This window comes from Rhodococcus sp. W8901 (genome assembly GCF_013348805.1).
GTDB lineage: Bacteria > Actinomycetota > Actinomycetes > Mycobacteriales > Mycobacteriaceae > Prescottella.
In genome coordinates this window covers 449,851-473,396 of sequence record NZ_CP054690.1, presented here as the reverse complement: position 1 = coordinate 473,396, position 23,546 = coordinate 449,851, and the positions used below count along the sequence as shown (strand labels likewise).

22 protein-coding genes and 1 tRNA gene are annotated in these 23,546 nt (G+C 66.1%); 20 read left to right on the top strand and 3 right to left on the bottom strand.

Going from position 1 to position 23,546, the window contains the following annotated elements:
- The first annotated feature begins 173 nt into the window (after positions 1–173).
- From HUN07_RS02140 to HUN07_RS02125, 4 genes are all read left to right on the top strand, one after another.
- Positions 174–1,439: a pyridoxal phosphate-dependent aminotransferase gene (locus HUN07_RS02140; protein WP_254622743.1), complete on the top strand. Its 1,266-nt coding sequence runs from the start codon at positions 174–176 to the stop codon at positions 1,437–1,439.
- A 38-nt stretch (positions 1,440–1,477) separates the two neighbouring features.
- On the top strand, positions 1,478–2,818 hold the full coding sequence (locus HUN07_RS02135) for an aminotransferase class III-fold pyridoxal phosphate-dependent enzyme (protein WP_174907649.1): 1,341 nt from the start codon (positions 1,478–1,480) through the stop codon (positions 2,816–2,818).
- 35 nt (positions 2,819–2,853) lie between these two features.
- Positions 2,854–2,924, top strand: a tRNA-Cys gene (locus tag HUN07_RS02130).
- A gap of 88 nt (positions 2,925–3,012) precedes the next feature.
- Positions 3,013–3,639 carry a non-canonical purine NTP pyrophosphatase gene (locus tag HUN07_RS02125; protein ID WP_174907648.1) on the top strand — a complete coding sequence of 209 codons (627 nt, stop codon included), beginning with the start codon at positions 3,013–3,015 and terminating at the stop codon, positions 3,637–3,639.
- Positions 3,640–3,806: 167 nt separating this feature from the next.
- Here HUN07_RS02125 and HUN07_RS02120 read toward each other — a convergent pair whose 3' ends face one another.
- On the bottom strand, positions 3,807–4,649 hold the full coding sequence (locus tag HUN07_RS02120) for an SDR family NAD(P)-dependent oxidoreductase (protein ID WP_174907647.1): 843 nt from the start codon (positions 4,647–4,649) through the stop codon (positions 3,807–3,809).
- A gap of 102 nt (positions 4,650–4,751) precedes the next feature.
- Complete coding sequence (locus HUN07_RS02115; RefSeq protein ID WP_147283582.1) at positions 4,752–5,717, bottom strand: IclR family transcriptional regulator; 966 nt, start codon at positions 5,715–5,717, stop codon at positions 4,752–4,754.
- A gap of 10 nt (positions 5,718–5,727) precedes the next feature.
- On the opposite strand from HUN07_RS02115, the gene HUN07_RS02110 reads away from it, so the two are divergent.
- The 8 genes from HUN07_RS02110 to HUN07_RS02075 are packed head-to-tail and all read left to right on the top strand — an operon-like array spanning position 5,728 to position 13,846.
- Positions 5,728–7,014, top strand: a complete 1,287-nt coding sequence (locus HUN07_RS02110; RefSeq protein WP_174907646.1) for an MFS transporter — start codon at positions 5,728–5,730, stop codon at positions 7,012–7,014.
- A gap of 47 nt (positions 7,015–7,061) precedes the next feature.
- Positions 7,062–7,259 carry a tautomerase family protein gene (locus tag HUN07_RS02105; protein ID WP_114723850.1) on the top strand — a complete coding sequence of 66 codons (198 nt, stop codon included), beginning with the start codon at positions 7,062–7,064 and terminating at the stop codon, positions 7,257–7,259.
- Positions 7,260–7,293: 34 nt separating this feature from the next.
- Positions 7,294–8,067, top strand: a complete 774-nt coding sequence (locus tag HUN07_RS02100) for an alpha/beta fold hydrolase (protein WP_174907645.1) — start codon at positions 7,294–7,296, stop codon at positions 8,065–8,067.
- 11 nt (positions 8,068–8,078) lie between these two features.
- The gene (locus tag HUN07_RS02095; protein ID WP_174907644.1) at positions 8,079–8,768 is read left to right on the top strand and encodes an SDR family NAD(P)-dependent oxidoreductase; all 690 of its coding nucleotides are present in this window, start codon (positions 8,079–8,081) and stop codon (positions 8,766–8,768) included.
- Between the two features lie 45 nt (positions 8,769–8,813).
- The gene (locus HUN07_RS02090; protein WP_114723847.1) at positions 8,814–9,644 is read left to right on the top strand and encodes an alpha/beta fold hydrolase; all 831 of its coding nucleotides are present in this window, start codon (positions 8,814–8,816) and stop codon (positions 9,642–9,644) included.
- Positions 9,641–11,635: a flavin-containing monooxygenase gene (locus tag HUN07_RS02085; protein WP_174907643.1), complete on the top strand. Its 1,995-nt coding sequence runs from the start codon at positions 9,641–9,643 to the stop codon at positions 11,633–11,635. Before HUN07_RS02090 ends, HUN07_RS02085 begins: the two co-directional genes overlap by 4 nt.
- Positions 11,632–12,624, top strand: coding sequence for a PDR/VanB family oxidoreductase (locus HUN07_RS02080; RefSeq protein ID WP_174907642.1), 993 nt, complete (start codon positions 11,632–11,634; stop codon positions 12,622–12,624). The genes HUN07_RS02085 and HUN07_RS02080 overlap by 4 nt, the downstream gene beginning before the upstream one ends.
- Before the next feature lie 22 nt (positions 12,625–12,646).
- Positions 12,647–13,846, top strand: coding sequence for a cytochrome P450 (locus HUN07_RS02075; RefSeq protein WP_174907640.1), 1,200 nt, complete (start codon positions 12,647–12,649; stop codon positions 13,844–13,846).
- Between the two features lie 129 nt (positions 13,847–13,975).
- On the opposite strand, the gene HUN07_RS02070 is transcribed toward HUN07_RS02075, so the two are convergent.
- Positions 13,976–14,431 (bottom strand): RrF2 family transcriptional regulator, encoded by a 456-nt coding sequence (locus HUN07_RS02070; protein ID WP_114723843.1) that lies wholly within the window; start codon positions 14,429–14,431, stop codon positions 13,976–13,978.
- 123 nt (positions 14,432–14,554) lie between these two features.
- Here HUN07_RS02070 and HUN07_RS02065 point away from each other — a divergent pair, with 123 nt between their 5' ends.
- The 8 genes from HUN07_RS02065 (at position 14,555) to HUN07_RS02030 (ending at position 23,545) form a co-directional block, all read left to right on the top strand.
- A complete protein-coding gene (locus tag HUN07_RS02065; RefSeq protein WP_174907639.1) occupies positions 14,555–15,514 on the top strand; it encodes a sterol desaturase family protein in 960 nt (319 codons plus the stop codon).
- A gap of 146 nt (positions 15,515–15,660) precedes the next feature.
- The gene (locus HUN07_RS02060) at positions 15,661–16,809 is read left to right on the top strand and encodes a M20 family metallopeptidase (RefSeq protein WP_174914349.1); all 1,149 of its coding nucleotides are present in this window, start codon (positions 15,661–15,663) and stop codon (positions 16,807–16,809) included.
- Between the two features lie 24 nt (positions 16,810–16,833).
- Complete coding sequence (locus tag HUN07_RS02055; RefSeq protein WP_114723841.1) at positions 16,834–17,043, top strand: hypothetical protein; 210 nt, start codon at positions 16,834–16,836, stop codon at positions 17,041–17,043.
- Positions 17,040–18,497 carry a sodium:solute symporter family protein gene (locus tag HUN07_RS02050; protein WP_174907637.1) on the top strand — a complete coding sequence of 486 codons (1,458 nt, stop codon included), beginning with the start codon at positions 17,040–17,042 and terminating at the stop codon, positions 18,495–18,497. The genes HUN07_RS02055 and HUN07_RS02050 overlap by 4 nt, the downstream gene beginning before the upstream one ends.
- A gap of 135 nt (positions 18,498–18,632) precedes the next feature.
- Positions 18,633–19,235 (top strand): TetR/AcrR family transcriptional regulator, encoded by a 603-nt coding sequence (locus HUN07_RS02045; RefSeq protein WP_174907635.1) that lies wholly within the window; start codon positions 18,633–18,635, stop codon positions 19,233–19,235.
- A 136-nt stretch (positions 19,236–19,371) separates the two neighbouring features.
- A complete protein-coding gene (locus tag HUN07_RS02040; RefSeq protein ID WP_174907633.1) occupies positions 19,372–20,595 on the top strand; it encodes a Glu/Leu/Phe/Val dehydrogenase dimerization domain-containing protein in 1,224 nt (407 codons plus the stop codon).
- A gap of 43 nt (positions 20,596–20,638) precedes the next feature.
- Complete coding sequence (locus tag HUN07_RS02035; protein ID WP_174907632.1) at positions 20,639–22,687, top strand: acetate--CoA ligase family protein; 2,049 nt, start codon at positions 20,639–20,641, stop codon at positions 22,685–22,687.
- 51 nt (positions 22,688–22,738) lie between these two features.
- Entirely contained in the window at positions 22,739–23,545 is an 807-nt protein-coding gene (locus tag HUN07_RS02030) for an SDR family oxidoreductase (protein ID WP_174907630.1), read from the top strand.
- Position 23,546 lies beyond the last annotated feature (1 nt).

Here is a 23,546-nt window from a genome sequence, read left to right as displayed (position 1 = left end):
AACATGAACCCGCTGCCGCCAGAGGTCTCTGGGCGGTGGCACGGGGCGGCGGCGGCAAGACGAGTCGATCCATTGACTTGCCCTGGTCCTGTTGATCGGACCAGGGCAGGCCGGCGGCTCGCCGATGCTCTCACCAAGGCCACGACGGCCGCACTCACTACAGGAGCAGGACTGTGACAACCCACGTGACGCCGGCCGAGAAGCCCGTGATCGTGAACTCGTCGTCGAGGCTGAACGGAGTCCTCTACGACCTCCGCGGACCCGTACACGAACGCGCCGTCGAACTGGAGCGGTGCGGGCAGGAGATCCTGCGCCTGAACATCGGGAACCCGGCCCCGTTCGGATTCGAGGCTCCCGAGGTCGTGGTCGACGCGCTCCGGGAGGCGCTTCCGCACGCGCACGGCTACTCCGAGTCGCAAGGACTCGGCTCCGCCCGCGAAGCGATCCGGGACCACTACGCTGCGCGGCCCGGGTTCCCGGCCGCGGGTATCGACGACATCCTCATCGGCAACGGCGTCTCCGAGTTGGTAACCCTCACCCTGCAGGCTCTCCTCGAACCCGGTGACGAAGTCCTCATCCCCTCTCCGGACTACCCCTTGTGGACGGCGTCGACCGTGCTCGCCGGTGGGGTACCCCGGCACTACCCGTGCGACGAAGACAACGGATGGAGTCCGGACACAGAGGAATTGGGGCGCATGGTGACGCCCCGCACCCGGGCGATCGTCGTCATCAACCCCAACAACCCCACCGGCGCGGTGTACTCACGGCGCACACTCGAGGAGATCGCCGCTGTCGCAGATCGGCACGGGCTCCTCCTGCTCTCCGACGAGATCTACGACCGGATCGTCTACCCGGGGCACGTCCACGTCAGCACTGCGCAGGTTGCGCCGACGCATCCCTGCATCACCTTCTCGGGGCTGTCCAAGACCTCGCGTGTGGCCGGCTACCGGGCCGGGTGGGTTATCGCTACCGGGTTCAGTCCCGACGACGGGTACCCAGCAGGACTTCGCCTGCTCGCGTCGATGCGTATGTGTGCCTCCGTTCCCGCGCAGCACGCGATCACCGCGGCGTTGCAGCACGACGACACGATCGCCGCGCTCCGGATGCCGGGAGGCCGACTCTTCGAGCAACGCGCTCTGACTGTCGGACTGCTGCAGGACATCCCCGGAGTGACCTGTCACGAGCCCGGGGGCGGTCTGTACGTCTTCCCCTGCATCGACCCCGACGTCTACGGGATCGCGGACGACGAACAACTCGTGCTCGACTTCCTCGACGCCGAGCACGTCCTCCTCGTCCACGGTCGCGCGTTCAACTGGGCACGCCCCGACCACCTGCGCATCGCCTTTCTTCCCCGTACTCCAGTTCTCGCCGACGCCCTGGAACGTTTCGCCCGGTTCCTCAGCGACTACCGGCAAGACCCACACCGCCGCGCGGTGTGACGACTCCCAAAACCGAACCGAGACAAGAAAGAACGCAGATGACCGAAACACTTCCAGCCGCATCCACCTCAACTGGACCTGCACTGGTCACCGAGGTTCCAGGGCCGAAGAGTCGCGAGCTCCACAGCCGCAAGACGGCGGCCGTGCCGCGCGGAATTGGCAGCGCGCTGCCAATCTACATCGATCACGCCGAAGGCCCGTGGCTCATCGACGTCGATGGCAACCGGTTTCTGGACTTGGGTTGCGGCGCAGGCGTCAACATGGTCGGCCACCACCAGCAGAGCATCATCGATGCGGCGTCTGCGCAACTGAACCGGGTCACCCACACGCTGTTCGGCATCACGCCCTACGAGGGTTACGTGCGCCTGGCCGAACGTCTGTCCGCGAAGACCCCCGGGGCGCACGCGAAGAAGACCATGTTCGTCAACTCCGGTGCCGAAGCGGTCGAGAACGCCGTGAAGGTCGCCCGGGCGTACACGGGTCGGCGCGCAGTTGCGTCCTTGGACCACGGGTTCCACGGCCGCACCAATCTAACTCTCGCGATGAACCACCGGGCGGTCCCGTACGCGACCGGTTTCGGGCCGTTCGCACCCGATGTCCACCGGGTACCGAACTCCTATCCGTTCCGGGACGGGCTCACGGGTCAGCAGGCTGCAGCACGGACGATCGCATACCTGGAAGAGCGCGTAGGCTCCGCCGACCTCGCCGCGCTCGTCGTCGAACCCATCCAGGGCGAGGGCGGATTCATCGTGCCCGCAGACGGATATCTACCGGCCCTGCAAGAATGGGCCAACCGAAACGGCGTCGTTCTCGTCGCCGACGAAATCCAGTGCGGGCTCGGACGGACCGGGACCTGGTTCGCCAGCGAACTGTTCGGCCTCGTACCGGACGTGGTGCTCACCGCCAAGCAGATCGCCGCCGGCCTACCCCTGGCCGGGGTCACCGGACGAGCGGAGATCATGGATGCCGCCGCACCCGGCGGCCTCGGCGGGACCTTCGGCGGCAACCCCGTCTCGATCGCCGCCGCGCACGCCGTTCTCGACTTTCTGGAAGACGAGGAACAGTTCGCCGCCGCACGCCGGATCGGCAACACCCTCACCAGTGGCCTACGGCGAATTGCCGAAACCTATCCCGTCATCGGCGATGTCCGGGGGCACGGTGCGATGATCGCCTTCGAGCTGACGCAGGCTGGAACGACTCGACCGTTGCCCGGGAGCGCCGCTGCGATCAGCGAGCACGCGGCCCGGCGGGGCGTGGTCCTGATCATCGCGGGCAGCGACGGCAACGTCATCAGGTTCCTGCCGACCCTCGACGTCACCGACGATCTCCTCCAGTACGCGCTCACAGTGATCGAGGAAGCACTGAACGGGCACGAATGAGTCGGCGCTGTGCCGACGGAAACGTCGGCACACACGGTGGGGTGGCCGAATGGCCAGGTAGCGGTGCGCAACACCGCGCATGCAGGTTCGAATCCTGCACCCACCTCGACGGGATACCGCACAGTGGGCTCGAACCCGCCGTGCGACACACCTGATGCATATCCAGACCCTTTGTCCGCCAAAGGAGGTCGAGCATGGCCACACACAACACGTTCGTTCTCGCGACCCACAACGCAACCAAAGTCGCCGAGTACCGATTCATCGCAGAGTCGATGCTGCCGGGCTGGACGCCGGCCTCCTACGACGGTCCCGAGCCGGACGAGGACGGACTCAGTTTCCGCGACAACGCCCTCATCAAAGCACGCGTTGCCGCCGCACACTCCGGCCTTCCAGCTGTCGCCGACGATTCCGGATTGTGCGTGGACGTACTCGGAGGCGCGCCCGGCGTCTTCTCGGCCTACTGGGCGGGACACCGTAAGGACCACACCGCCAACCGTAATCTGCTACTCGACCAACTCTCAGGCGTCGCCGCACCGCACCGCACCGCACGATTTACTTCAGCGCTCGCGCTCGTCGCCCCCAGCGGTGCCGAATACGTTGCCATGGAACACTGGTCGGGCCGACTGGCCCTCACGCCGGCAGGTGACGACGGATTCCCGTACGACTCGATCTTCGTCCCGGACGGCCAAACGCCCGGTCACGAGCGCACCGTCGCCGAATGGGACACCGAGGACAGATATCGGAGTTCACACCGGGCACGCGCGTTCAAAGCACTCGTTCCGGCTCTCGAAGCGCTGACCAACGTCCAAACGTGCCGATGAGCATGCCCGAGTGCTACGGGGGGGGCATGCTTCAGGTCTGACCGCACCGAATATCTCTCGCACGCAGTTGATCTCCACCTACCGAATGCGACTCCGCGAGGAATCCGCCAGCAGGCCGCAGCGCATCTCGGGCGGCCTTGTCCGTACTCGGAATCGACGCGACAACCTCAGCGAGAGCCTCCGACCGTAAGTCCTCCGTCTACCGGGATGCATGCTCCGGTGACGAACGAGGAGGCAGGCGAGAGCAACCATGCGACCAGTTCCGCAATCTCCGACGCTTGCCCCAGACGCCCCATCGGAGTCATAGCCCGCCTCGCCTGCTTGCCTTCGTCCGTCGCGTTCTCGAGAAGCATCGGCGTTTCGACGAATCCAGGGCAGGTGGCATTCACGCGAATACCCTTGCTCGAGCCTTCCAGTGCCGCAGCCTTTGTCAGTCCGACCGCACCGTGCTTGGACGCGACATACGCGGCGCCGTGGGAGACGCCGATCAAACCGGCGGCCGAGGCGTTGTTCACGATCGATGCCCCGCTTCGCAAGTGCCGCAGCTCATGCTTGAGGCAGAGAAACATGCCCACCAGGTTGACGTCGACGAGTTCACGGAAGTCGGCTACGTCCGTATCGGCGAGGGCCGTACCGAACGAGTAGGCCCCCGCGGCGGAAATCCCCGCGTTGTTGAAGGCCCCGTCGAGCCCTCCGAAAGCAGACATCGCATCGGCGATCATGCGTTCGACATCCGCCTCGTTCGAGATGTCCGCGACGAGCGCGACAGCTTCCCCACCGGAGGCGTTGATGTCGGCGGAGACCTTGGAGACGCTCTCGAGACTGCGATCGACGACAACAACTCGCGAGCCCCGGAGACCCAACAAGATTGCAGTCTCGCGTCCGATCCCGGACGCGGCCCCGGTCACGAGGAATCTACGCCCCGCGGACTCCCCCTCGACATGGCCCACCTCCGGACGGCTGAACTCTTGACCGATTGCAGCACTGGAACTTTGGCGAGAATCCGACATTCCATGAGGCTAGCAAGCCCGCGACATCGATCGCGCGTCTCGACGGAAAGTTTGATTCCGCCATGCGGAATGACTTACTCCCCGACCCCTTCGACCCCCGTATCAGCGGGAAACCTCGAGCACCCGGTGGGCATCAGCTGCGGCCGAAACAAGATGCGCACCAACCGCTTCCAAATCCGTCGTCTGCATCCGATAGATGGGCATGCAGACCGAGAGAGCCGCGATGGGCTTCCCACGATCATTGAGGACAGCCACCCCGACGCCGCCGACCTCGGCCCGAAAGCCTCCCCGATTCACCGCATATCCGGTCGACCGGACGTGCTGCAGCTCCTTGCGAACATCCGCCGGGTCGGTCAGCGACCGTTCGGTGTATCGGCGCAGCGGACCCGCCAGAACCCAGTCGACCGCGTCATCGGGCAGTGCCGCCAGCTGCGCAAGCCCCGGCGACACGCAGTGCGCGGGAGACCGGCTGCCGAGCGTGCTCACCGAGTGGACCGGCTTCGGCGAGACGAGCTGCTCGACATAGATGACGTACCTCCCCTGGAGCACGGTGAGGTGAATGGTCTCCTGCGTCTCGTCGTGGAGTTCATCCATGATCGGCCGGAGCCTGCTCCGAATGTCTTGCCCGACTTGAAGACCCGGCGCAAGGCTGAGCAATCCTGGCCCCAGTCGGTATCGCAGCTCGTCGTCCTTCTCCACCCATCCACGCTCGACAAGCGTCTTGGCCAGGCGAAATGCCGTCGTCTTGCCGACGCCGAGGCGGTCCGCCAGCTGGGTGACAGTGAGTCCGTTGTTCTCCGCCAGGAGCTCCAGGAGTGAGAGCGCCCGATTGACGGAGCCGAGCGTGTCCGTTGCGCGCGATTCGACCATGGAATCACCATAACGGAACCAACGACGGAAGATTCGTTTCGCAATGCGGAACGCTCGTTGAGCATTAAGGAACCACATGTCTATGGTGCAGATCACGTCACAGCCGTGACGACCACTCGGCCAGGAGGCAGCTTTGGAGAATTTCCAGGACAGTGCCCGCAGAAAGCAGGTTCGCTCTGCGGGGATCGCTTCGATCACCGGATGGGCGATGGATCTCTACGATCTGACGATCATCCTCTACCTCGCCCCTACTATCGGGCCGCTTCTGTTCCCCGCCCACAACGCGACGCTCCAATTGACGTTCGTCTACGCATCTTTCGCGGTGACCCTCCTCTTCCGCCCGCTCGGTTCTGCGCTGTTCGGCGCCTACGCCGATCGCAACGGGCGCAAGCAAGCGATGATGTTCGCGATTCTGGGTGTCGGGCTGTCGACCGCGTGCATGGGAGCGGTGCCGACATACGCGACCATCGGATTTGCTGCTCCGATCCTCTTCCTCGCCTTGCGCATCGTGCAGGGGGTGTTCGTCGGCGGCGTCGTCGCTTCGACCCACACGCTCGGAACCGAAACTGTCGCACCGGAACATCGCGGGCTGATGTCGGGTTTGGTCGCCGGCGGCGGCGCCGGCGCCGGCGCCGTGGTCGCTTCGATCGTGTACTTCGTCGTTTCGGCCGTCGTTCCCAGCGAGGACTTCGGCGTCTACGGATGGCGCGTGATGTTCTTCACCGGCCTTCTGACTGCGGCCTTCAGCTTCTACATCTACCGACGCACCGAGGAATCGCCTCTGTGGCATGGGAAGTCGTCGGGACCGGCAGTCCGAAAGTCGCCTCTTCGAGTCATCTTCGGGCCGCGCTACCGCAAGACGACGTCGCTCAACATCGCCCTCGCCGCGGGCGGAGCAACCGCGTACTACCTCACGGTTGGCTTCTTCCCGACCTTCTTCGGCGCGAACCTCGGGATCGGCAAGACGACCTCGGCCATGATCCTGATCGTCGCCAACGTGGGGGTCATCGCGGGTGGAGCCCTGGGCGGGCACCTCAGCGACCGGATCGGCCGGCGGGCGGTCTTCCTCTGGTTCGGCGTGCCCAACGTCGTGCTTCTACCCTTGCTCTACCTCTGGCTCGCATCCCTGAGCTCGGGCTCGATCGCCCTGGTCACCGTCATATCGACCGCGATGGCTGTGATCGTCATGGCTGGCTCCGCACCGGTACTGATCTTCCTCAACGAACGCTTCCCCACCGAGATTCGCGCGACGGGCACCGGGCTGAGCTGGAACATCGGCTTCGCAATCGGTGGAATCATGCCCGCGATCGTGACGGCCGTCAGCCCGAGCGTCAGCGACATCCCGGTCCGACTGGCCATCGCCATCACGGTCGCCGCGATTGTCTTCCTCCTGGCGGCACTCAGCGTGCGTGAGACCCGCCATCTCGGCCTCGGCGAGCACGATCAGGCCGAGCCTTCGGAAGCCGCCGTGGTTGCGGCCCACGACCGAGCCTGACACCGGCCAATTCACCAACCGTCACCATCGAAGTGCAGGAGCAGGAAATGCCCATCATCAATGTCAATCACGCCAGCCCACTGACCGCGGAACAGATCGAAGCACTGATGGAGGGCCTGACCGAGGTCTACACGTCGGTCACCAAGGCGAATCCCGCGGCGGTCCACGTACTGGTCCAGCAGGTCCCCACGGAACGCTGGGCTGTCGGAGGCGAAAGCCTGTCCAGGCGCAACGCGAAGTCTTGACGAGCCCCGTTCTGCTGTATCAGGAAAGGACAGAATGGAACTCGCGGAAGCTGTCGCACCCCACTCCGATCGACCGACGGTTGTTCTGCTGCACAGCCTCGGCACGGACCACCGGCTCTGGCGCCATCAAATCAGCTCCCTGACAACACACTACGATCTGTCGACGCCGGACAGCCGGGGACACGGCAAGTCCTCGGCGACCGGAGCGATCAACCTCGATGCCTGGTCCGATGACCTCTACCGGGTCGTCAAGGATCGCGGTCCCGTGCACCTGGTCGGACTGTCCATGGGTGGGCTGCAGGCGATCGCCTTTGCCGCAAAGCACCCCGACCTGGTCCGTAGCGTCACCATCGCCAACTCGTTCGCGCGACTCCCGATCGACGTCGCCGACGCCCGCGTCAACGGCTCCACGGAGTCGATCACTCGCAACGGCATGGCCGCATTCGCAAAGGAGTACCTCGACCAAACACTCACACAGCCACTCGACAGCTCCGACTACGCCGCCCTCTACGACGCGATTTCCGCGATGACCCCCGAGTCGTACCTCGCGTCTGCGGCGGCGACGTTCCGCGCCGACGTGGTTCCCCTACTCGACTCGATCACCTGCCCCGCGCTCGTTGTCACAGGCGAACTCGACGCCAAGATTCCGAGCGAACGCACGGCCGAGATCATCGGCGGCATCGCCCACGCCGAGCATGAGGTCGTTCCCCGCGCCGGCCACCTGTCGTGCATCGAGAACCCCGCCCACTTCAATGCGGTGATCACGTCCTTCCTCGCGCGCGTCGACGAGCGCGCCACCATCGACTAGAAAGCATGCGCATGACCACAACGATCATTACCGGAGGCGCCAGCGGCATCGGCCGAGCTGTCGTCGACGAACTGCGCAACGACGGACATCGCACAATCGTCATCGATATCGCCGAACCCCCAGCCGACGGGTTCACCGACCTCTACATCCGGGCAGACCTCAGCTCGTCGGAAGGCATCTCGACTGTCCTCGAATCCCTTGCCGGACAGGAGATAGACAACCTCGTCCATTGCGCCGCCATGGGACAATGGTCATCGTTCCGCGATACCCCCCGGGATGCCTGGGAGCGCATCCTGCGCACAAACCTCGAGGGAACGATCGCCATCACCCAAGCAGTCGTACCTCTGATGCCGCGGGGATCGCGGATCGTGCTCTTCGCCTCCGGCACCGTGTTCAAGGGCGCCAGGAACCTCTTCGCATACGTCGCGTCGAAGGCCGGCGTGATCGGCTTCGCGCGCTGCCTGGCAGATGAACTCGGCGATGACGAGATCACGGTCAACGTCGTCAGCCCGGGCATCACAGCGACACCGATGATCACGGACATGGCCCACACCGAAGAGAACAACATCGCCAGCCGCTCGATCAAGCGACGGGCATACCCGGAGGACATCGTCGGCCCGGTGAAGTTCCTGCTCGGCCCCGGTGCGGCCTTCGTCACCGGCCAGACGATCTGTGTCGACGGCGGCTCGGTCAAGAACTGACGGCCCCTGCAAATCTCGATCTTCGCTAGAGAACGGAAACCAACCATGTACGAGAAGAAGTCACTCATCGCCGACGGGTTCCACACCACCTACATCGAGGCCGGCAACCCCGACAAGGACACGATCGTCCTGATCCACGACGGCGGTTTCGGGTCCACCGCCGAACTGTGCTGGTCCGAGATGATCCCGCACCTCACCGATCGTTTCCACGTTCTCGCCCCCGACCTGCTCGGATGGGGCGGAACCGACAAGGCGGTCTTCCTCGACCGGCCGCCGTTCGCGCCCCGGGTGAAGCACATCGCGGCGTTCTGCCAGGAACTCGGAGTGGACCGGGCTCACTTCGTCGGGGCCTCCTTCGGTGGGTCGATGGTCATGCGCGCAATCACCGATCCCACGAGCCCGTGGCCGGTCGACCGCGCGGTGAGCATCTCCGGAACGGGCGGACCGTACCGGCTGCCCGAGGGCATCGCCGCCCTGGCCGACTACACGCCCAGCCTCGAGGATGCCGCCCGAATGACCGGATACATGGTGCGGAGTCTGGACGGAATGGACGAGCACATCCGACAGCGGTTCGAGAACAGCCTCATTCCCGGGCACTGGGAGGCGATGGCCGCGCCTCGACTGAGCAACCCGTCGGTCGAGCGAACCCAGATCGCCGACCCGTTCCTCGATCTCTTGGCCGCGACACAGATCCCGGTGCTGCTCGTCGAGGGCACGCGTGACGAACTCCTCGAGTCGGGATGGTCGAAGAAGCTCGCCGATCTCACCCCGATGGCACGCGCAGCGGAACTCGACTACGCGCACGAACCCAACATCGATGCACCCGCCGAGACCGCCGGCCTCATCGTCGACTTCCTCACCGGAGGTCTCGAATGACCCCCACCACCTTCACCACGGACGAAGCGCACCCGCGCGAGGTCGCTCGGCCCGGGCACTACGACGCCTGCCTACCGATCGTCGAGGACGACGACTTCCTCGAGCAGGCGGTACAAAGTGCGGAACTTCCGGCTCTACTTGCCGCCCTGGCACTGGCGAATGCCGATCCGTCGTTGCTTGCCGACGAGCTTCGGCCTCCGCTGCCTCCGATGGACTCGGTGATCGCTCCACAAGGGGGAATGTCCACCGAGGCCCAGAAGTCGGCCCGCAGGGTCGCTGCCAACGCCCTCAAGGCCTTTCGTGATCGAGGATCCGTCCCGGCGGCGCAGCCTTCCGAGGAATTTCTCGCACACATCATGCGCTTCCTGACCAAGGACGCGAGCGACGACTACCTGCCCCTGCTGCGACACGAACTGGGAATCCCGAACGACTACGGCGCCCCGGCGTGGAAGAAGTCGGAGGTTGCCCCCGAGATCGATTTCAGCGTGGCGATCATCGGCGCCGGAATCTCCGGCATGGCCGCCGCACACCGGCTGCAGCAGGCCGGGATCGAGTACGTGGTGTTCGAGAAGAACACCGAGGTCGGCGGCACCTGGTGGGAGAACGTCTACCCCGGTTGTCGACTCGACACCCCGAACTTCGCCTACAGCTACTCGTTCGCGCAGAAAGCCGACTGGCCGCAGCAGTTCTCCACGCGGGACGAGATCGAGACCTATCTGCAGGACGTGGCAACCACGTTCGACCTGCGACCCAACGTCGAGTTCGGGACCGAAGTGACTTCCCTGTCGTTCGACGACGACAGCGGAACCTGGACCGTTACCACCGAGACCGCGGACGGAATCCGCGGAATCCGGCGGGTGAACGCCGTGATTACCGCTGTCGGACAGCTCAATCGGCCCAATATTCCTCAGATCCCCGGGCTCGACTCGTTCGCGGGACGTTGCTTCCACTCGTCGCAGTGGGACACGTCGGTGGATCTGAGCGGACTGAGGGTAGCCGTGGTCGGGACCGGCGCGAGCGCGTACCAGATCGTTCCCTCGATCGCCGGCACGGTGCAGCATCTGAGCGTCTTCCAACGGAATGCCCCGTGGATGCTCCCCACGCCCGGCTACCTCGCGGATATCCCTGCCGGCATGGCCTGGCTGCTGCGCCATGTCCCGCACTACGGACGGTGGTATCGCTTCTGGCAGTTCTGGATTGCCGCAGAAGGGCGTCTGCCTTTCGTCGAAGCAGATCCCGACTGGACAGAAGAGGGCAGCACCTCGGCAAACAATGCCGAGCTACGCCGTCAGTTGCTGACCCACCTCAGCAGACAGCTCGAGGGTCATCCGGACCTCCTGGAGAAGATGACGCCGAAGTACCCACCGGGCGCCAAGCGCATGCTTCGCGACAACGGCATGTGGGCAACGACGCTCATGCAATCGCATGTCGATCTCGTCACCGACGGAATCGAGGCCGTCACTCCGGCGGGGATCCGCACGGTCGACGGCGTCCTGCACGAGGTCGACGTCATCGTCTTCGCAACCGGATTTCGGGCTTCCGACTACCTTGAACCGATCACCATCACCGGGCGCGGCGGGAAGGACCTCCACGAATCGTGGGGCGGCGACGCACGGGCGTACATGGGTATCACGGTCCCGTCCTTTCCGAATCTCTTCATGCTCATGGGCCCGAACACCGGTGTCGTCGTCAATGGCAGCGCCCTGTACATGGCCGAGTGTGCGGCCGAGTACACCGTCGAGTGTCTCGGCGAACTCCTCCGTGCACGAAAGCAGAACATCGAGCCGCACGCCGAAGCGATGGACGAATTCTGCGACCGGGTCGACGCGGGAAATCGTCTCCGCACCTGGGGGGTTGCCGACGTACACACCTGGTACCGCAACCGATTCGGCCGCGCCACGCAGGTCTGGCCGTTCTCACTGCTCGAGTTCTACCAGCTGACGCGGACACCGGATCTGTCGGCATTCGACCTCACGGGCGACTTCCGATGAACACGACCGATGTGAGCAGTGCCGGCAGTTCAGCGTCCCTGCTGACCGGCCCGACGCTGGCTGCGTTGCGCGTGGAATCCCGCGAGGAGGTTTCCGCCGATGTCGTGTCGCTGACGCTGGCCGATCCTCTCGGCCGGCGCCTCACGCCGTGGACACCCGGATCGCACATCGATCTGATCCTGCCCAACGGTATGTCGCGCCAGTACTCACTCTGCGGAAACCGCTGGGATACATACCGTTACCGGATCGCTGTGCTGAACGAGCCTGATGGACGCGGTGGGTCGCGATGGATTCACGAGAACGTCCGCGAAGGCGACGTGCTCGGCCACGGCGGGCCGAGGAACCACTTCCCCCTGGTTCCCGCCGACCGCTACTTGTTCATTGCCGGCGGCATCGGTATCACGCCGATGATCCCGATGATCGATCAAGCAGAGCGGACCGACCGCCCGTGGCGCCTGGTGTACGGGGGCCGCAGTCGGCAGTCGATGGCATTTTTCGACGATCTCGAGAGATTGGGGGATCACGTGCACTTTGCGCCCCAGGACGAGGTCGGCCTCCTCGATCTCGACGCGATCCTGGCCGATGAGGGTCCAGGAACGAAGGTCTACTGCTGTGGGCCGGCCGGACTGCTGGAAGCGGTCGAAGCTGCCTGCCGACACCTGCCGCCGTACACACTGCACACAGAGCGGTTCACGGCATCGGCAGCAGAATCGTCACAGGATCGACCGTTCACACTCCGACTCACCCGATCGGGCACCGACATCGATGTTCCTCCCGGGGTGAGCGCCCTCGACGCACTCGCCGGAGCGGGAATCGGAATCCTCTCGTCCTGCCGCCAGGGAACGTGCGGAACCTGCGAGGTCACCGTGGTCGACGGAGTACCCGATCACCGTGACAGCGTGCTCAGTGAAGTCGACCGACAGGCGGGCGACTGCATGATTTCGTGCGTCTCGCGAGCACAGACCGAGCGCCTCGTCCTCGACTTGTAAACCCAGCAGATCGGACCATGTGATGCCAGCACAGCTTGCACCAGTTACAGAACTGGATATCGACCCTTTCGCGCTCGAGAATCTCCTCGACCGATCACGGGTACAGCAGGAGATCCGGGAGACCGCGCCGGTCGTCTACCTCAACGCCTACGGCGTGTACGCCACCGGACGCTACGACACGATCCGCGAGGTGTTCGCCGACTGGCCCACCTACCAAGTGGGCGCCGGCGTGGGTCTCGCCAATTTTCACACCGAAAAGCCCTGGCGCCCGAAGGCAAATCCGACGGAGACCGACCCTCCCGAGCACGATGCTCCCCGAAGGGTACTCACCGACGTGCTCGGCATGAGAGCGCTGCGGCGGCTGCGCGAGCACTGGCTCGAGGAGGCCGAGGAGGTCGTCGATCGGGTTCTCGCTCGCGGCCCGGAGGTCGATGCCATGAAGGACTTGGCCTCTGCGTTTCCCTTGAAGGTCTTCCCCGACGCCGTCGGTCTTCCACCCGAGAACCGGGACAACCTCCTCGCCTACGGCGATCTGGTCTTCAATGCCTTCGGGCCCCAGAACGAGCATTTCCACCGCGGGGCCGCTCGGCTGTCCGAGCTCTCCCAATGGGTCGCCACTCTCTGCGAGCGCGAGAGCCTGAGCCCGGACGGATTCGGCGCCAAGATCTGGGAGGCATCCGACCGAGGGGAACTGACGGCCGACCAGGCCCCACTCGTCGTTCGTTCCCTCCTGTCGGCCGGCATCGACACCACCGTCCACGGTGTCGCCGCCATCCTCCACGCCTTCGCCACACATCCGGACGAATGGCAGCGACTGCGCAGCGAACCCCAGCTGGTCCGTCGAGCTTTCGACGAAGCCGTCCGCTGGGCGTCACCTCTCCAGTTCGTCTTCCACACAACGGCGAAGGCTGTCGAACTCGAAGGCGTCCAACTCGGAAAGCACAGCAAGATCTTGCTCGTGATCGGCGCCGGCAACACGGACCCGCGGCGATGGGAGGACGGTGACCGTTTCACACTCACGCGCGACCCCTCCGGCCACCTCGGATTCGGGATGGGTCTTCACCAGTGCGTCGGCCAACATGTCGCGCGGCTCGAGGCGGAAGCGCTCCTGACCGTCCTGGCCGAGAAGGTGAAGACGATCGAATTGGCCGGCGCCCCCGAGAGGGGCGTGAACAACACGCTGCAAACGTGGAAGACGCTTCCGGTGCGGCTCTCGGCCTGAGCCCCGGCATCGCTGCCGATACGGCGATGACATGGGCGGCATCGGCCCGTCCCTCTGCACCGCGGCTCCGGACCGGACAACTCGCCCGTCCGGCACGGAGCCGCGGGACGATCTCGGTGGCCTGGCAACTCAGCGCCGCCGCCACGCCCCGGGATCCGCGGTGAGATCGTCGACGAATGCGGGCAGCGCCCCGGCCGCGACGTCGGCGATCGTGACGCCCTCGAGCACGGACCGTAGGTTCACCCGGACCGCGATCCACACCTGCTGCAGCGGCTCGGCCGGGCCGTCGTAGGTGACGTCCTCGGGGCGCTCGCCACGCACCGACGCCAGCGGCCCCTCGACGGTACGGATGACGTCGGCGACGGTGATCTCCTCGGCCGGTCGGGCCAGCCAGTAGCCGCCGTCGGGACCGCGGCGGCTGTTCACGAGGCCGCCGCGACGTAGGTCGGCGAGCACGGCCTCGAGGAACTTGTGGGGAATGGACTGGGCGCCGGCCAGGAACTCGGCCTTCGCGGGCGTGGGCCCGACGGCCGCCAGTTCGACGAGCGTGCGGACGGCGTAGTCGACTCGCGCGGTGATATGCACTGGCACCCCCTGGTCGATCCCCACCGTCTCGGTAGGGAATCCTACCGATCCCCGACCGGACGGTGACCCAGGTCACTCCACCCGGTAGATTTCCCGACAGGTGCGCGACAGCCTGGAGGACACATGTGGGAGACCCTCACCACCGCGTGGGGTTCGCTGCTCGAACCGCTCGGCGACCCGGTGACCCTGGCGATACCGGCCTTCCTCGTCTTCCTGGGGCTGGAGTGGTTCGCGGCCCGCAAGCTCGAGGCCGCCGACGTCCGCGACGGTCGCGCGTTCCCGCCTACCGCGGGCTACGAGTTCCGCGACGCGCGGGCGTCGATCTCGATGGGCCTGGTCTCGATCGCGACGACGGCCTTCTGGAAGTTCCTCGCCCTCATCGGCTACTCCGCGATCTGGGTGTATCTCGCGCCGTGGCACCTGCCGGCGAACGCCTGGTACACGTGGGTGATCCTGCTGGTCGGCATCGACCTGCTGTACTACACGTATCACCGCATGGCGCACCGGATCCGGCTGATCTGGGCGACTCATCAGGCGCACCATTCGAGCGAGTACTTCAACTTTTCCACCGCGCTGCGTCAGAAGTGGAACAACAGTGGCGAGATCCTGATGTGGATTCCGTTGCCGCTGATCGGCATTCCGCCGTGGATGATCTTCGTCGGGTTCTCGGTGAATCTGGTGTACCAGTTCTTCGTGCACACCGAGCGGGTCGGGAAGTTGCCGAGACTGCTCGAGTTCGTGTTCAACACCCCGTCGCACCACCGCGTGCACCACGGCTGCGATCCCGAATACCTGGACCGCAATTACGGCGGGATCCTCATCGTGTGGGACCGCATGTTCGGCACGTTCCAGGCCGAGAAGCAGCGCCCCACCTACGGTCTGACGAAACCGGTCGGCACCTACGACATATGGAGGCTGCAGACCCACGAGTACGCGGCGATCGCCCGCGACGTCCGTGCGGCCGCGTCGTGGCGCGACCGCCTGGGCTACACGTTCGGCCCGCCCGGATGGGCGCCGTCGGGCGCGGTCGAGCCCCAACCGAAAACTGACCGCTCGGTCGCCCCCGAGAGCACGGGCCCCTGACGACTCGGAACGCCCACGATCCCACGGCTTTCCGCACCCGCCCTCGTGCCGAGTTTCAAGATTTATTCGCGCAATCCATTGACGCGAGTGTGAGTGGCGTCTCATACTCTGACTGATCAATTAGTCAGTAAGGAGACATCGTGGACCTGAAGGAAGCCGTCCGGCACCACATCGGGCGAGCCGAGCAGTCCGCCGTCGAACTCAGTCATCGCATCCACGCCCATCCGGAGATCGGCTTCGAGGAAGTCCGCGCCTCCCACTGGGTCGGCGACGCGCTGTCGGAAGCAGGGTTCACGGTGAACCCCGATGTAGCCGGAATGCCCACTGCGCTCGTGGCCACCGCCGGCAGTGGCCCCCTGGTCATCGGCATCTGCGCCGAGTACGACGCGCTCCCCGGTATCGGTCATGCGTGCGGGCACAACGTCATCGCGGGGGCGGCGGTCGCCGCCGCGTCCGGGCTGGCCCCGCTCGCCGATGATCTCGGAATCACGGTCAAGGTGTTCGGAACCCCCGCCGAGGAGAACGGGGGCGGCAAGGTGCGCATGCTCGAGGCCGGGGTGTTCGACGGCACCCACGCCGCGATGATGATTCACCCGTCCACGGTCGACCAGGTGTACACGAACGCACTCGCCATCGGCGACGTCCTCGTTGACTTCACTGGACGGAACGCGCACGCCTCGGCGGCACCGTACGAGGGGGTGAACGCCGGCGACGCCGTCACGCTCGCCCAGGTCGCCGTAGGCCTTCTCCGGCAGCAGTTCCGCCCCGGAGACCAGATCCACGGCATCGTGACGAACGGTGGTGAAGCTCCGAACATCATTCCTGCGAAAGCCGGTGCGCACTACTACATTCGAGCATCCGATCTCGATGCGCTGAAGGCACTCGAAGAACGCGTACAACGCTGCTTCGAGGCCGCCGCACTCGCCACAGGGTGCGAACTGACCACCTCGCACACCTCCCCCGACTACTCCGAGTTCCGCAACGACACCGCACTCGCCGGACTGTACGAGCGAAATGCGGTGCGACTCGGCCGGTCATTCGCCCCGGTAGAAGAAGCACATTCGCCGCTCGGCTCGACCGATATGGGCAACGTGTCGCGGGTGATCCCCGCGATCCACCCGAATGTCGCTCTCGACTGCGGAGCATCCGTGAACCATCAGCCCGAGTTCGCAGCGCACTGCGCCGGCCCGTCGGCCGACCGTGCGCTCGTGGACGGGGCCACGGCGATGGCCTGGACCATCGTCGACATCGCCACAGACCCGACGCTGCGCGAGCAGTTCATTTCGGGACGCTGACCTCACCCCACCAAGGCGGTTCTCATGCGAAAGTACTGGATAGTCGGATCCATTCCGTTCATCCTCATATTCCTGGTCACGTGGCTCCCCCAGATCAACGGGCCCCACGTGTGGTTTGGATCCCCATCCCTGTTCCTCTGGGTCACGCTCGTCAGCAGTGTCGGCGTCTCCGGAGTCCTCGCCTACTTCGAATACACCCGGAAAGACCTCGACGAGGACGGGAGTGAGGCATGAACGTCACGTTGACGATCGGAATTCTCGGCATCGTCCTGATCGCGGCGATCGGATTCTGGGGGCGACGTCAGCCCGTGAAGGACATGGGCGAGTGGGCGGTCGCGGGTCGCCGCTTCGGCGTCATGACGACCTGGATCCTCCAGGCGGGCGAAACCTTCACGACCTTCACCTTCCTCGGAACGGTCGGGCTGGTCGTCTCGCTCGGAGCCTCGGCGTTCTACTGCATTCCGTACATCCCGCTGGCCTACATCGTCATGTACTGGATCGCACCGAAGCTGTGGCGGCAGGCGAAGGCGTCCGGCTACGTCACCCAATCCGATTTCCTCCGCGGCAACTATGACAGCCCCGCTCTCGGACTGCTGTCCGCGGTGTTCGGGATCGTGTTCCTGCTCCCGTACCTCCAGTTGCAGATCACGGGGCTCGGCCTGATCGTCAAGGCCGCCACCGGCGGGGCTTTCGACGGAAAGCTCAGCAGCATAGTCGCGTTCGTTCTCGTCATCGCCTTCGTATTGTGGTCCGGCCTGCACGGTGTCGCCCGCACGTCCTACTTCAAGGACGTGCTGATGATCATCGTGATGCTCGTGATCAGCGTCGCGATCCCGATGCACTTCAACGGCGGGATCGACTTCGGAATGAGCACCATCGCCGCCGAGATGCCGCAACTGCTCTACGTCCAGAACGGCACATACGGCACCTGGTGGTTCATCACGAGCATGGCGATCAGCATGATCGGCGTCATGTTCTACGCGCTGCCGCACAACTGGCCGGCCGTCATGGCCAGCAACAGCGAGAGGGCGGTTCGCCGGAATCTCATCTACCTGCCGATCTACAGTGCGCTGGCCAGCATCCCGATGCTGCTTGGGTACACGGCGATCGTCGCGTTCGGCATCGATCAGGACGGCGACTCCGCGATGCTGCAGATGGCATCGGAAGCGTTGCCGCCGTGGGCGATGGGAGTCGTGTTGACCGCCGCGGCAGCCACGGCGATGGTTCCGTCCGCTGCACTTCTGATCGCGATCGCGCCCCTGGCGGTCAACAACGTCTTCATGATCAAGGATGAGAAGAAGAAGTTCGCCGTCAACCAGATCGTCGTGGTGGTGTTCGGACTCGCCGCCCTCGTCCTGGCGCTGTCGATGCCGAACCTCCTGGGCAACATGCTGCTACTGACCTTCAGCGGCTCGACCCAGGTGGTCCCCGCGATCGCTGCGGTGCTCCTGCTCAAGCGCAAGCTGGACAAGGCATCGGTCATCGCGGGGCTGTGTGCGGGCGTCTTCGTAGTGATCCTGTTCACCTTCTCACCGATCCACGGTCCGGATATCAACACCGGGATCAGCGGTCTGGTCGTGAACATCCTCGTGATCACGCTGGTGGAAACCGTGCTCCGGCTGTCACGCTCGGCGCGAGCCCATCCGGAGACGTTCCCGGACGACACCTCCATGGCCGCGAGGGTCTGATCATCCAATCCTCGGGAACGGGGCGTGCCGGGCAGCTCTGGACGAGCTGCCCGGCACGCCCCGTTCCCGCGTGTCGTCGCACGCCTGCACGGACAGCCGTCCACCCGCCCGGCCCGGTGCAGTAGCTTGACCAGTGTGTCGAAGCAGACGAAGCAGCGGAAAGAAACCCAGGATCGACGTAACGAGATCCTGTCCACCACACTCGACTTGATCACCGAGTCCGGGATCGATCGGCTGCGCGCTGCGGACATCGCCAAGGAACTGGGAATCAGCACCGCGCTGATCTTCTACCACTTCAAGACGCTCGAGAACGTGGTCGTCAGCGCATTCGAACTCGCCGCCGAGAACGACCTCGACAACCTCGACAACGTCCTGGCAAACACCGACGGCGACATCGAGACCCGGCTGCGCGCCGTCCTGTACGAGTACGGCCCCACCGGCCGGGCCGTCGGCTGGCGGCTATGGATCGAGACCTGGTCCGCGTGTCTGCGCCAGCCTGCGCTGCGCGATGTCACGCACCGGCTCGATCTCCGCTGGCGTGAAGTCGTGGCCGACCTGATCCGCGCCGGGGTGGCGGCCGGCGACTTCCGCACCGAGGATCCGCAGGGTGCGGCCTGGCGGCTGACCGCCCTACTCGACGGGCTCGCGGTCCAGCTCGTCGCGCTCGACGGCGGAGTCTCGAAGAAGGATGCGGCCGAGTGGATGGATCAGGCCGTCCGCTCCGAGCTGGGGATCTGATCCGCACGGCCACCGCCAGGCCTTCGCGTTCGGTGGGCCACCGGGACTGACCTGAAATGAACCCTTGACGTGACCGACCCCACTCTCGCATACTGACTGAGCAATCAGTTAGTAGCTGAGAGAACAGGAACGCTCCATGTCCTTGACCCTTCCGAACGCCATCGGCTCGACCGATGCCAACCGCACCGACGACCCGTTCTTCGAGGCAATCTGGCGCGATACCGAAAGCGAGGCAACGGGATACCTGGTCATCGACCGGCTCGTCCGTGGCATCTCCAGCGGCGGCCTGCGAATGCGCGCCGGCTGCACCCTCAACGAGGTCCGCGGGCTCGCACGCGGAATGACCCTCAAGGAAGCGATCCACTTCGAGGAGGGCGCCCACTACGTCCCGCTCGGCGGCGCCAAGGGCGGCATCGACTTCGACCCGTACCACCCCGACGCCGACAGCGTGCTGCGCCGCTACCTCGAGGCCATGGCTCCGCTCATCGAGCAGCGCTGGAACATGGGCGAGGACTTCGGGATTCGGCAGGACGCCGTCGACGCAGCACTCGCCGAGATCGGAGTCGAGAGCTCCGTCCAGGCCGCGCATCGCGTCATCGACGACGCCGCCGCGGCGGCCGCCCGCATGAAGACGGCGTTCACCACGGTGGTCGACGGGGTCTCGCTCGACGAACTGGTCGGCGGCTACGGCGTCGCCGAGGCTGCTCTCGCCGCCATGGCGCGTCAGGGCCTCGATCCCGCGGCATCGCGGGCCGTGGTGCAGGGCTTCGGATCCATGGGCGGCGCCACGGCGCGCTACCTCGCGAAGGCCGGCGTGCGCATCGTCGGTATTGCCGACGTGCACGGAGTGGTCGCGAACCCGAACGGCCTCGACGTCGAGAAGCTCCTCCTGACGCGTGATGCGACGGGTGGGGTCGACCGCACGCAGCTGGCGGACGGTGACACGGAACTCAGCTCCTCCCAGTGGCTTTCGATCGAAGCAGAGGTCCTGATCCCGGCCGCGACGTCGTACTGCATCGACGATTCCAACCAGGCCGAGGTGCGTGCCGTCCTCGTCGTCGAAGCCGCCAACATGCCGATCACGCCGAGCGCCGAGGAGTCCCTCGTCGCCAGGGGCGTCGTGGTCTCGCCCGACTTCGTGGCCAACTCGGCGACCAACGCCTGGTGGTGGTGGGTGTTCTTCGGAGACATCGACGGCAGCGCCGAGCAGTCCTTCCAGAAGATCAGCAATCGGATGCGCGCACTGAGCGACCAGATGTTCGACTATGCCGACCGGCACGGAATCAGTGCTCGGGCCGCCGCATTCGCGCTGGCTTCGGACAAGTTGACCGAACTGACCCGTCAGTTCCCCACCTTCTGATCCCCCACTCGTACACACGCGATCTCGCCCAGGAGCTGTTGCCATGGCATCCACACCGTCGCCGACGACCGGCACCGATCTGAGGGTCTTCAGCGACCCCGCGTCGGTGGCCGTCGTCGGGTCCACCGCCGATCCCGCCAAGTGGGGCTACTGGCTCACTCGGGGCGCCCTGACCGGGCGCCATCGCCGTCAGGTGCACCTCGTCAACCGGACGAGGGCGGAGATCCTGGGTGAAGCAAGCTACGGCAGTCTCAGTGAGCTGCCGGATGTACCGGAACTCGTGGCCCTGTGCGTGCCCGCGGCACACATCGGAGCGGTGGTCGACGAGGGCCTCGCGCTCGGCGTCCGCGGCTTCCTGGGCATCACGGCCGGCGTTCCGGACGAGCCCGACATCGCCGCCCGTATCCACGCCGGCGGGGCCAGGTTGGTCGGCATGAACAGCCTCGGTCTCTACGACAGCGCGGCCGAACTGTGCCTGGCCTGGGGACAGTTCACCCCCGGGCCGATCGCGGTGGTCTCACAGAGCGGCCAGGTGGGCTCCGAGATCGCGCTGCTCGCCGCCCGCGCCGGGCTCGGGATCTCCCGGTTCGTCTCGATCGGCAACCAGACCGACGTGCGGGCCGCGGAGCTGCTCGACGCGCTCGCCACCGACGAGTCCACCCGCGTGGTCGCCCTCTATCTCGAGTCGTTCGCGGGCGGCTTGGAGATCGTCGACGCGATCGGCCGACTCCGGCGGGCCGGCAAGCACACCGTCGTACTGACCGTCGGCGGGAGTGAGGCCAGCACCCGCCTGGCCCGCTCTCACACCGGTTCGCTCACGTCGAGCACCGACGTCGTCGACGCCGCGTTGCGGGTCGCGGGCGCCGTCCGGGTCGCCACCCCCACCGAACTCGTCGACCTCGCTCGGTTACTCCTCTCGAGCGCGCTGCCGGGAGGCGGCCGGGTGGCCATCGTCGGCGACAGCGGAGGCCAGACCGGCATCGCGGCGGACGTCACGGCGCACGCCGGGCTGCAGGTTCCCGAGTTCTCGCCCGACCTGGAATCGGCTCTCGCGAGGCAACTCCCGTCCGGAGCGGCGTGCAGCAACCCGGTCGACCTCGCCGGGGCGGGTGAGCGCGACCTGGCGTCCTACTCCGACGTCGTCTCGCTGCTGCTCGCGTCCGACGAGGTGGACGCCGTCGTGCTCACCGGGTACTTCGGCACCTACGGCGCGGACACCCCGTCGCTCGCCGACCGTGAGCTCGAGATCGTACGCGCCCTGGGCACGGCGGCCTCGGTGTCCGGCAAGCCGCTGCTGGTGCACACCATGGTCGACGGCAACGCCGCCACCGAGGAGATGGCCGCCCGGTCGGTCCCGACCTACCCGGCGATCGACGCCACGGTCCGCGCGCTCGCGCACGGTGTCCGACTGGCCGAGGCCGGACGCGAGCAGCGCCACCCGACACAACGCACCGACATCCTCGATGCGGGCTATCTGGGAGCACAGAAACTTCTGGGCGACACCGGAATCCGATTTCCCGGGAGCGTACCGGTGCGCGGGCGCGACGACCTCGCGGTCGCAACCGCGCGGCTCACACCACCGTACGTCCTCAAGGCCGCCTGGCTCGAGCACAAGAGCGAGGTCGGCGGTGTCCGGGTCAACCTGCCCGACGCCGCCGCACTGGCCGCCGCGTTCGATGCCATGCACGCCGCCCTGGGTGACGGCGACTACGTCGTCGAGGAACTCGACACCCGCCCACACACGGTGGAGATCCTGCTCGGTGCCCGGCGCGACCCCGACCTGGGCGCGGTGGTCGTCGTCGGCGCCGGCGGTACCGAGGCGGAGGTGTACCGGGACGTCGCCGTCGAGTCGGCCCCTGTCGACACCGGCACGGCCCGGCAGATGCTCGAGCGCCTCACCTGCTTCCCGCTCCTGCAGGGCTGGCGCGGACGGCCGGCGGTCGACGTCGCGGCCCTCGCCTCCGCAGTGGCCGCGGTGTCCCAACTCGCCGCCGCGCACCCGGGCATCGCCGAAATCGAGATCAACCCGCTTCGGGTGGGCCCCGACGGGGTCCTCGCCGTCGACGCGCTCGTCATCGAGCAGCAGTACTGACCCATCACTGACCGACCCATCCCGTATCCCCCCGTATCCAAGGAACGATTCATGACTGCACCTGACATCAGAGCCGAGTTCGCCGACCGCGTGGCGGTCGTCACCGGCGGCGGATCCGGGATCGGCCGGGCCGTCGCGGTGCGCTGGGCGGCCGCCGGCGGCACCGTCGCCGTGATGGGACGCCGCGAAGACGCCCTCAACGAGACCGTCGCCCTCGCCGAGCAGGCCGGCGGCAAGGGCATCGCACTGCCTTGCGACGTGCGCGACGCCGCCGCCGTCGACGCGGCGATCGACTCGGTTGTGGAACGGACCGGACGGCTGGACGCGCTGGTCAACAACGCCGCGGGCAATTTCGTGGTGCCGGGCGAGAACCTGTCTCCGAACGGCTGGAAGGCCGTCATCGACATCGTGCTCAACGGAACCTTCTACTGCACCCGGGCCGCCTCCCGCCACATGCTCGCCGCCGGCTCCGGGTCGATCCTCAGCGTGATCGCCACATACGCCTGGCACGGCCACCCCGGCACCGTCCACAGTGCCGCAGCCAAGGCCGGCGTCGTCGCGATGACGCGCACGCTCGCGGTCGAGTGGGCTGCGCGAGGCGTTCGCCTCAACTGCATCGCCCCGGGTCCGACCGAGACCGCCGGCGCCGGGGCCGCGCTGTGGCCCACGGAGGAGGCGCGCAGTCAGGTGCTCTCGAGCGTCCCCGCCGGGCGTTTCACCACGCCCGACGAGGTGGCCGAGTCCGCCGCCTACCTGCTCTCCGAGCGGGCCGCGTACGTGACGGGCGACGTCCTCGTCGTCGACGGCGGCCAGTGGCTGGGCAAGGCCATCTACACCGATCCGACGAAGGGTGCGTGAC

Excerpts from the sequence above, each read along its gene's own strand:
- HUN07_RS02075 (WP_174907640.1), top strand. The coding sequence starts at position 12,647 with ATGCCAGCACAGCTTGCACCAGTTACAGAACTGGATATCGACCCTTTC.
- HUN07_RS02030 (WP_174907630.1), top strand. The coding sequence starts at position 22,739 with ATGACTGCACCTGACATCAGAGCCGAGTTCGCCGACCGCGTGGCGGTC.
- HUN07_RS02120 (WP_174907647.1), bottom strand. The coding sequence starts at position 4,649 with ATGTCGGATTCTCGCCAAAGTTCCAGTGCTGCAATCGGTCAAGAGTTC.
- HUN07_RS02110 (WP_174907646.1), top strand. The coding sequence starts at position 5,728 with ATGGATCTCTACGATCTGACGATCATCCTCTACCTCGCCCCTACTATC.
- HUN07_RS02090 (WP_114723847.1), top strand. The coding sequence starts at position 8,814 with ATGTACGAGAAGAAGTCACTCATCGCCGACGGGTTCCACACCACCTAC.
- HUN07_RS02050 (WP_174907637.1), top strand. The coding sequence starts at position 17,040 with ATGAACGTCACGTTGACGATCGGAATTCTCGGCATCGTCCTGATCGCG.
- HUN07_RS02035 (WP_174907632.1), top strand. The coding sequence starts at position 20,639 with ATGGCATCCACACCGTCGCCGACGACCGGCACCGATCTGAGGGTCTTC.
- HUN07_RS02055 (WP_114723841.1), top strand. The coding sequence starts at position 16,834 with ATGCGAAAGTACTGGATAGTCGGATCCATTCCGTTCATCCTCATATTC.
- HUN07_RS02135 (WP_174907649.1), top strand. The coding sequence starts at position 1,478 with ATGACCGAAACACTTCCAGCCGCATCCACCTCAACTGGACCTGCACTG.
- HUN07_RS02125 (WP_174907648.1), top strand. The coding sequence starts at position 3,013 with ATGGCCACACACAACACGTTCGTTCTCGCGACCCACAACGCAACCAAA.
- HUN07_RS02040 (WP_174907633.1), top strand. The coding sequence starts at position 19,372 with ATGTCCTTGACCCTTCCGAACGCCATCGGCTCGACCGATGCCAACCGC.
- HUN07_RS02085 (WP_174907643.1), top strand. The coding sequence starts at position 9,641 with ATGACCCCCACCACCTTCACCACGGACGAAGCGCACCCGCGCGAGGTC.
- HUN07_RS02095 (WP_174907644.1), top strand. The coding sequence starts at position 8,079 with ATGACCACAACGATCATTACCGGAGGCGCCAGCGGCATCGGCCGAGCT.
- HUN07_RS02100 (WP_174907645.1), top strand. The coding sequence starts at position 7,294 with ATGGAACTCGCGGAAGCTGTCGCACCCCACTCCGATCGACCGACGGTT.
- HUN07_RS02065 (WP_174907639.1), top strand. The coding sequence starts at position 14,555 with ATGTGGGAGACCCTCACCACCGCGTGGGGTTCGCTGCTCGAACCGCTC.
- HUN07_RS02080 (WP_174907642.1), top strand. The coding sequence starts at position 11,632 with ATGAACACGACCGATGTGAGCAGTGCCGGCAGTTCAGCGTCCCTGCTG.
- HUN07_RS02105 (WP_114723850.1), top strand. The coding sequence starts at position 7,062 with ATGCCCATCATCAATGTCAATCACGCCAGCCCACTGACCGCGGAACAG.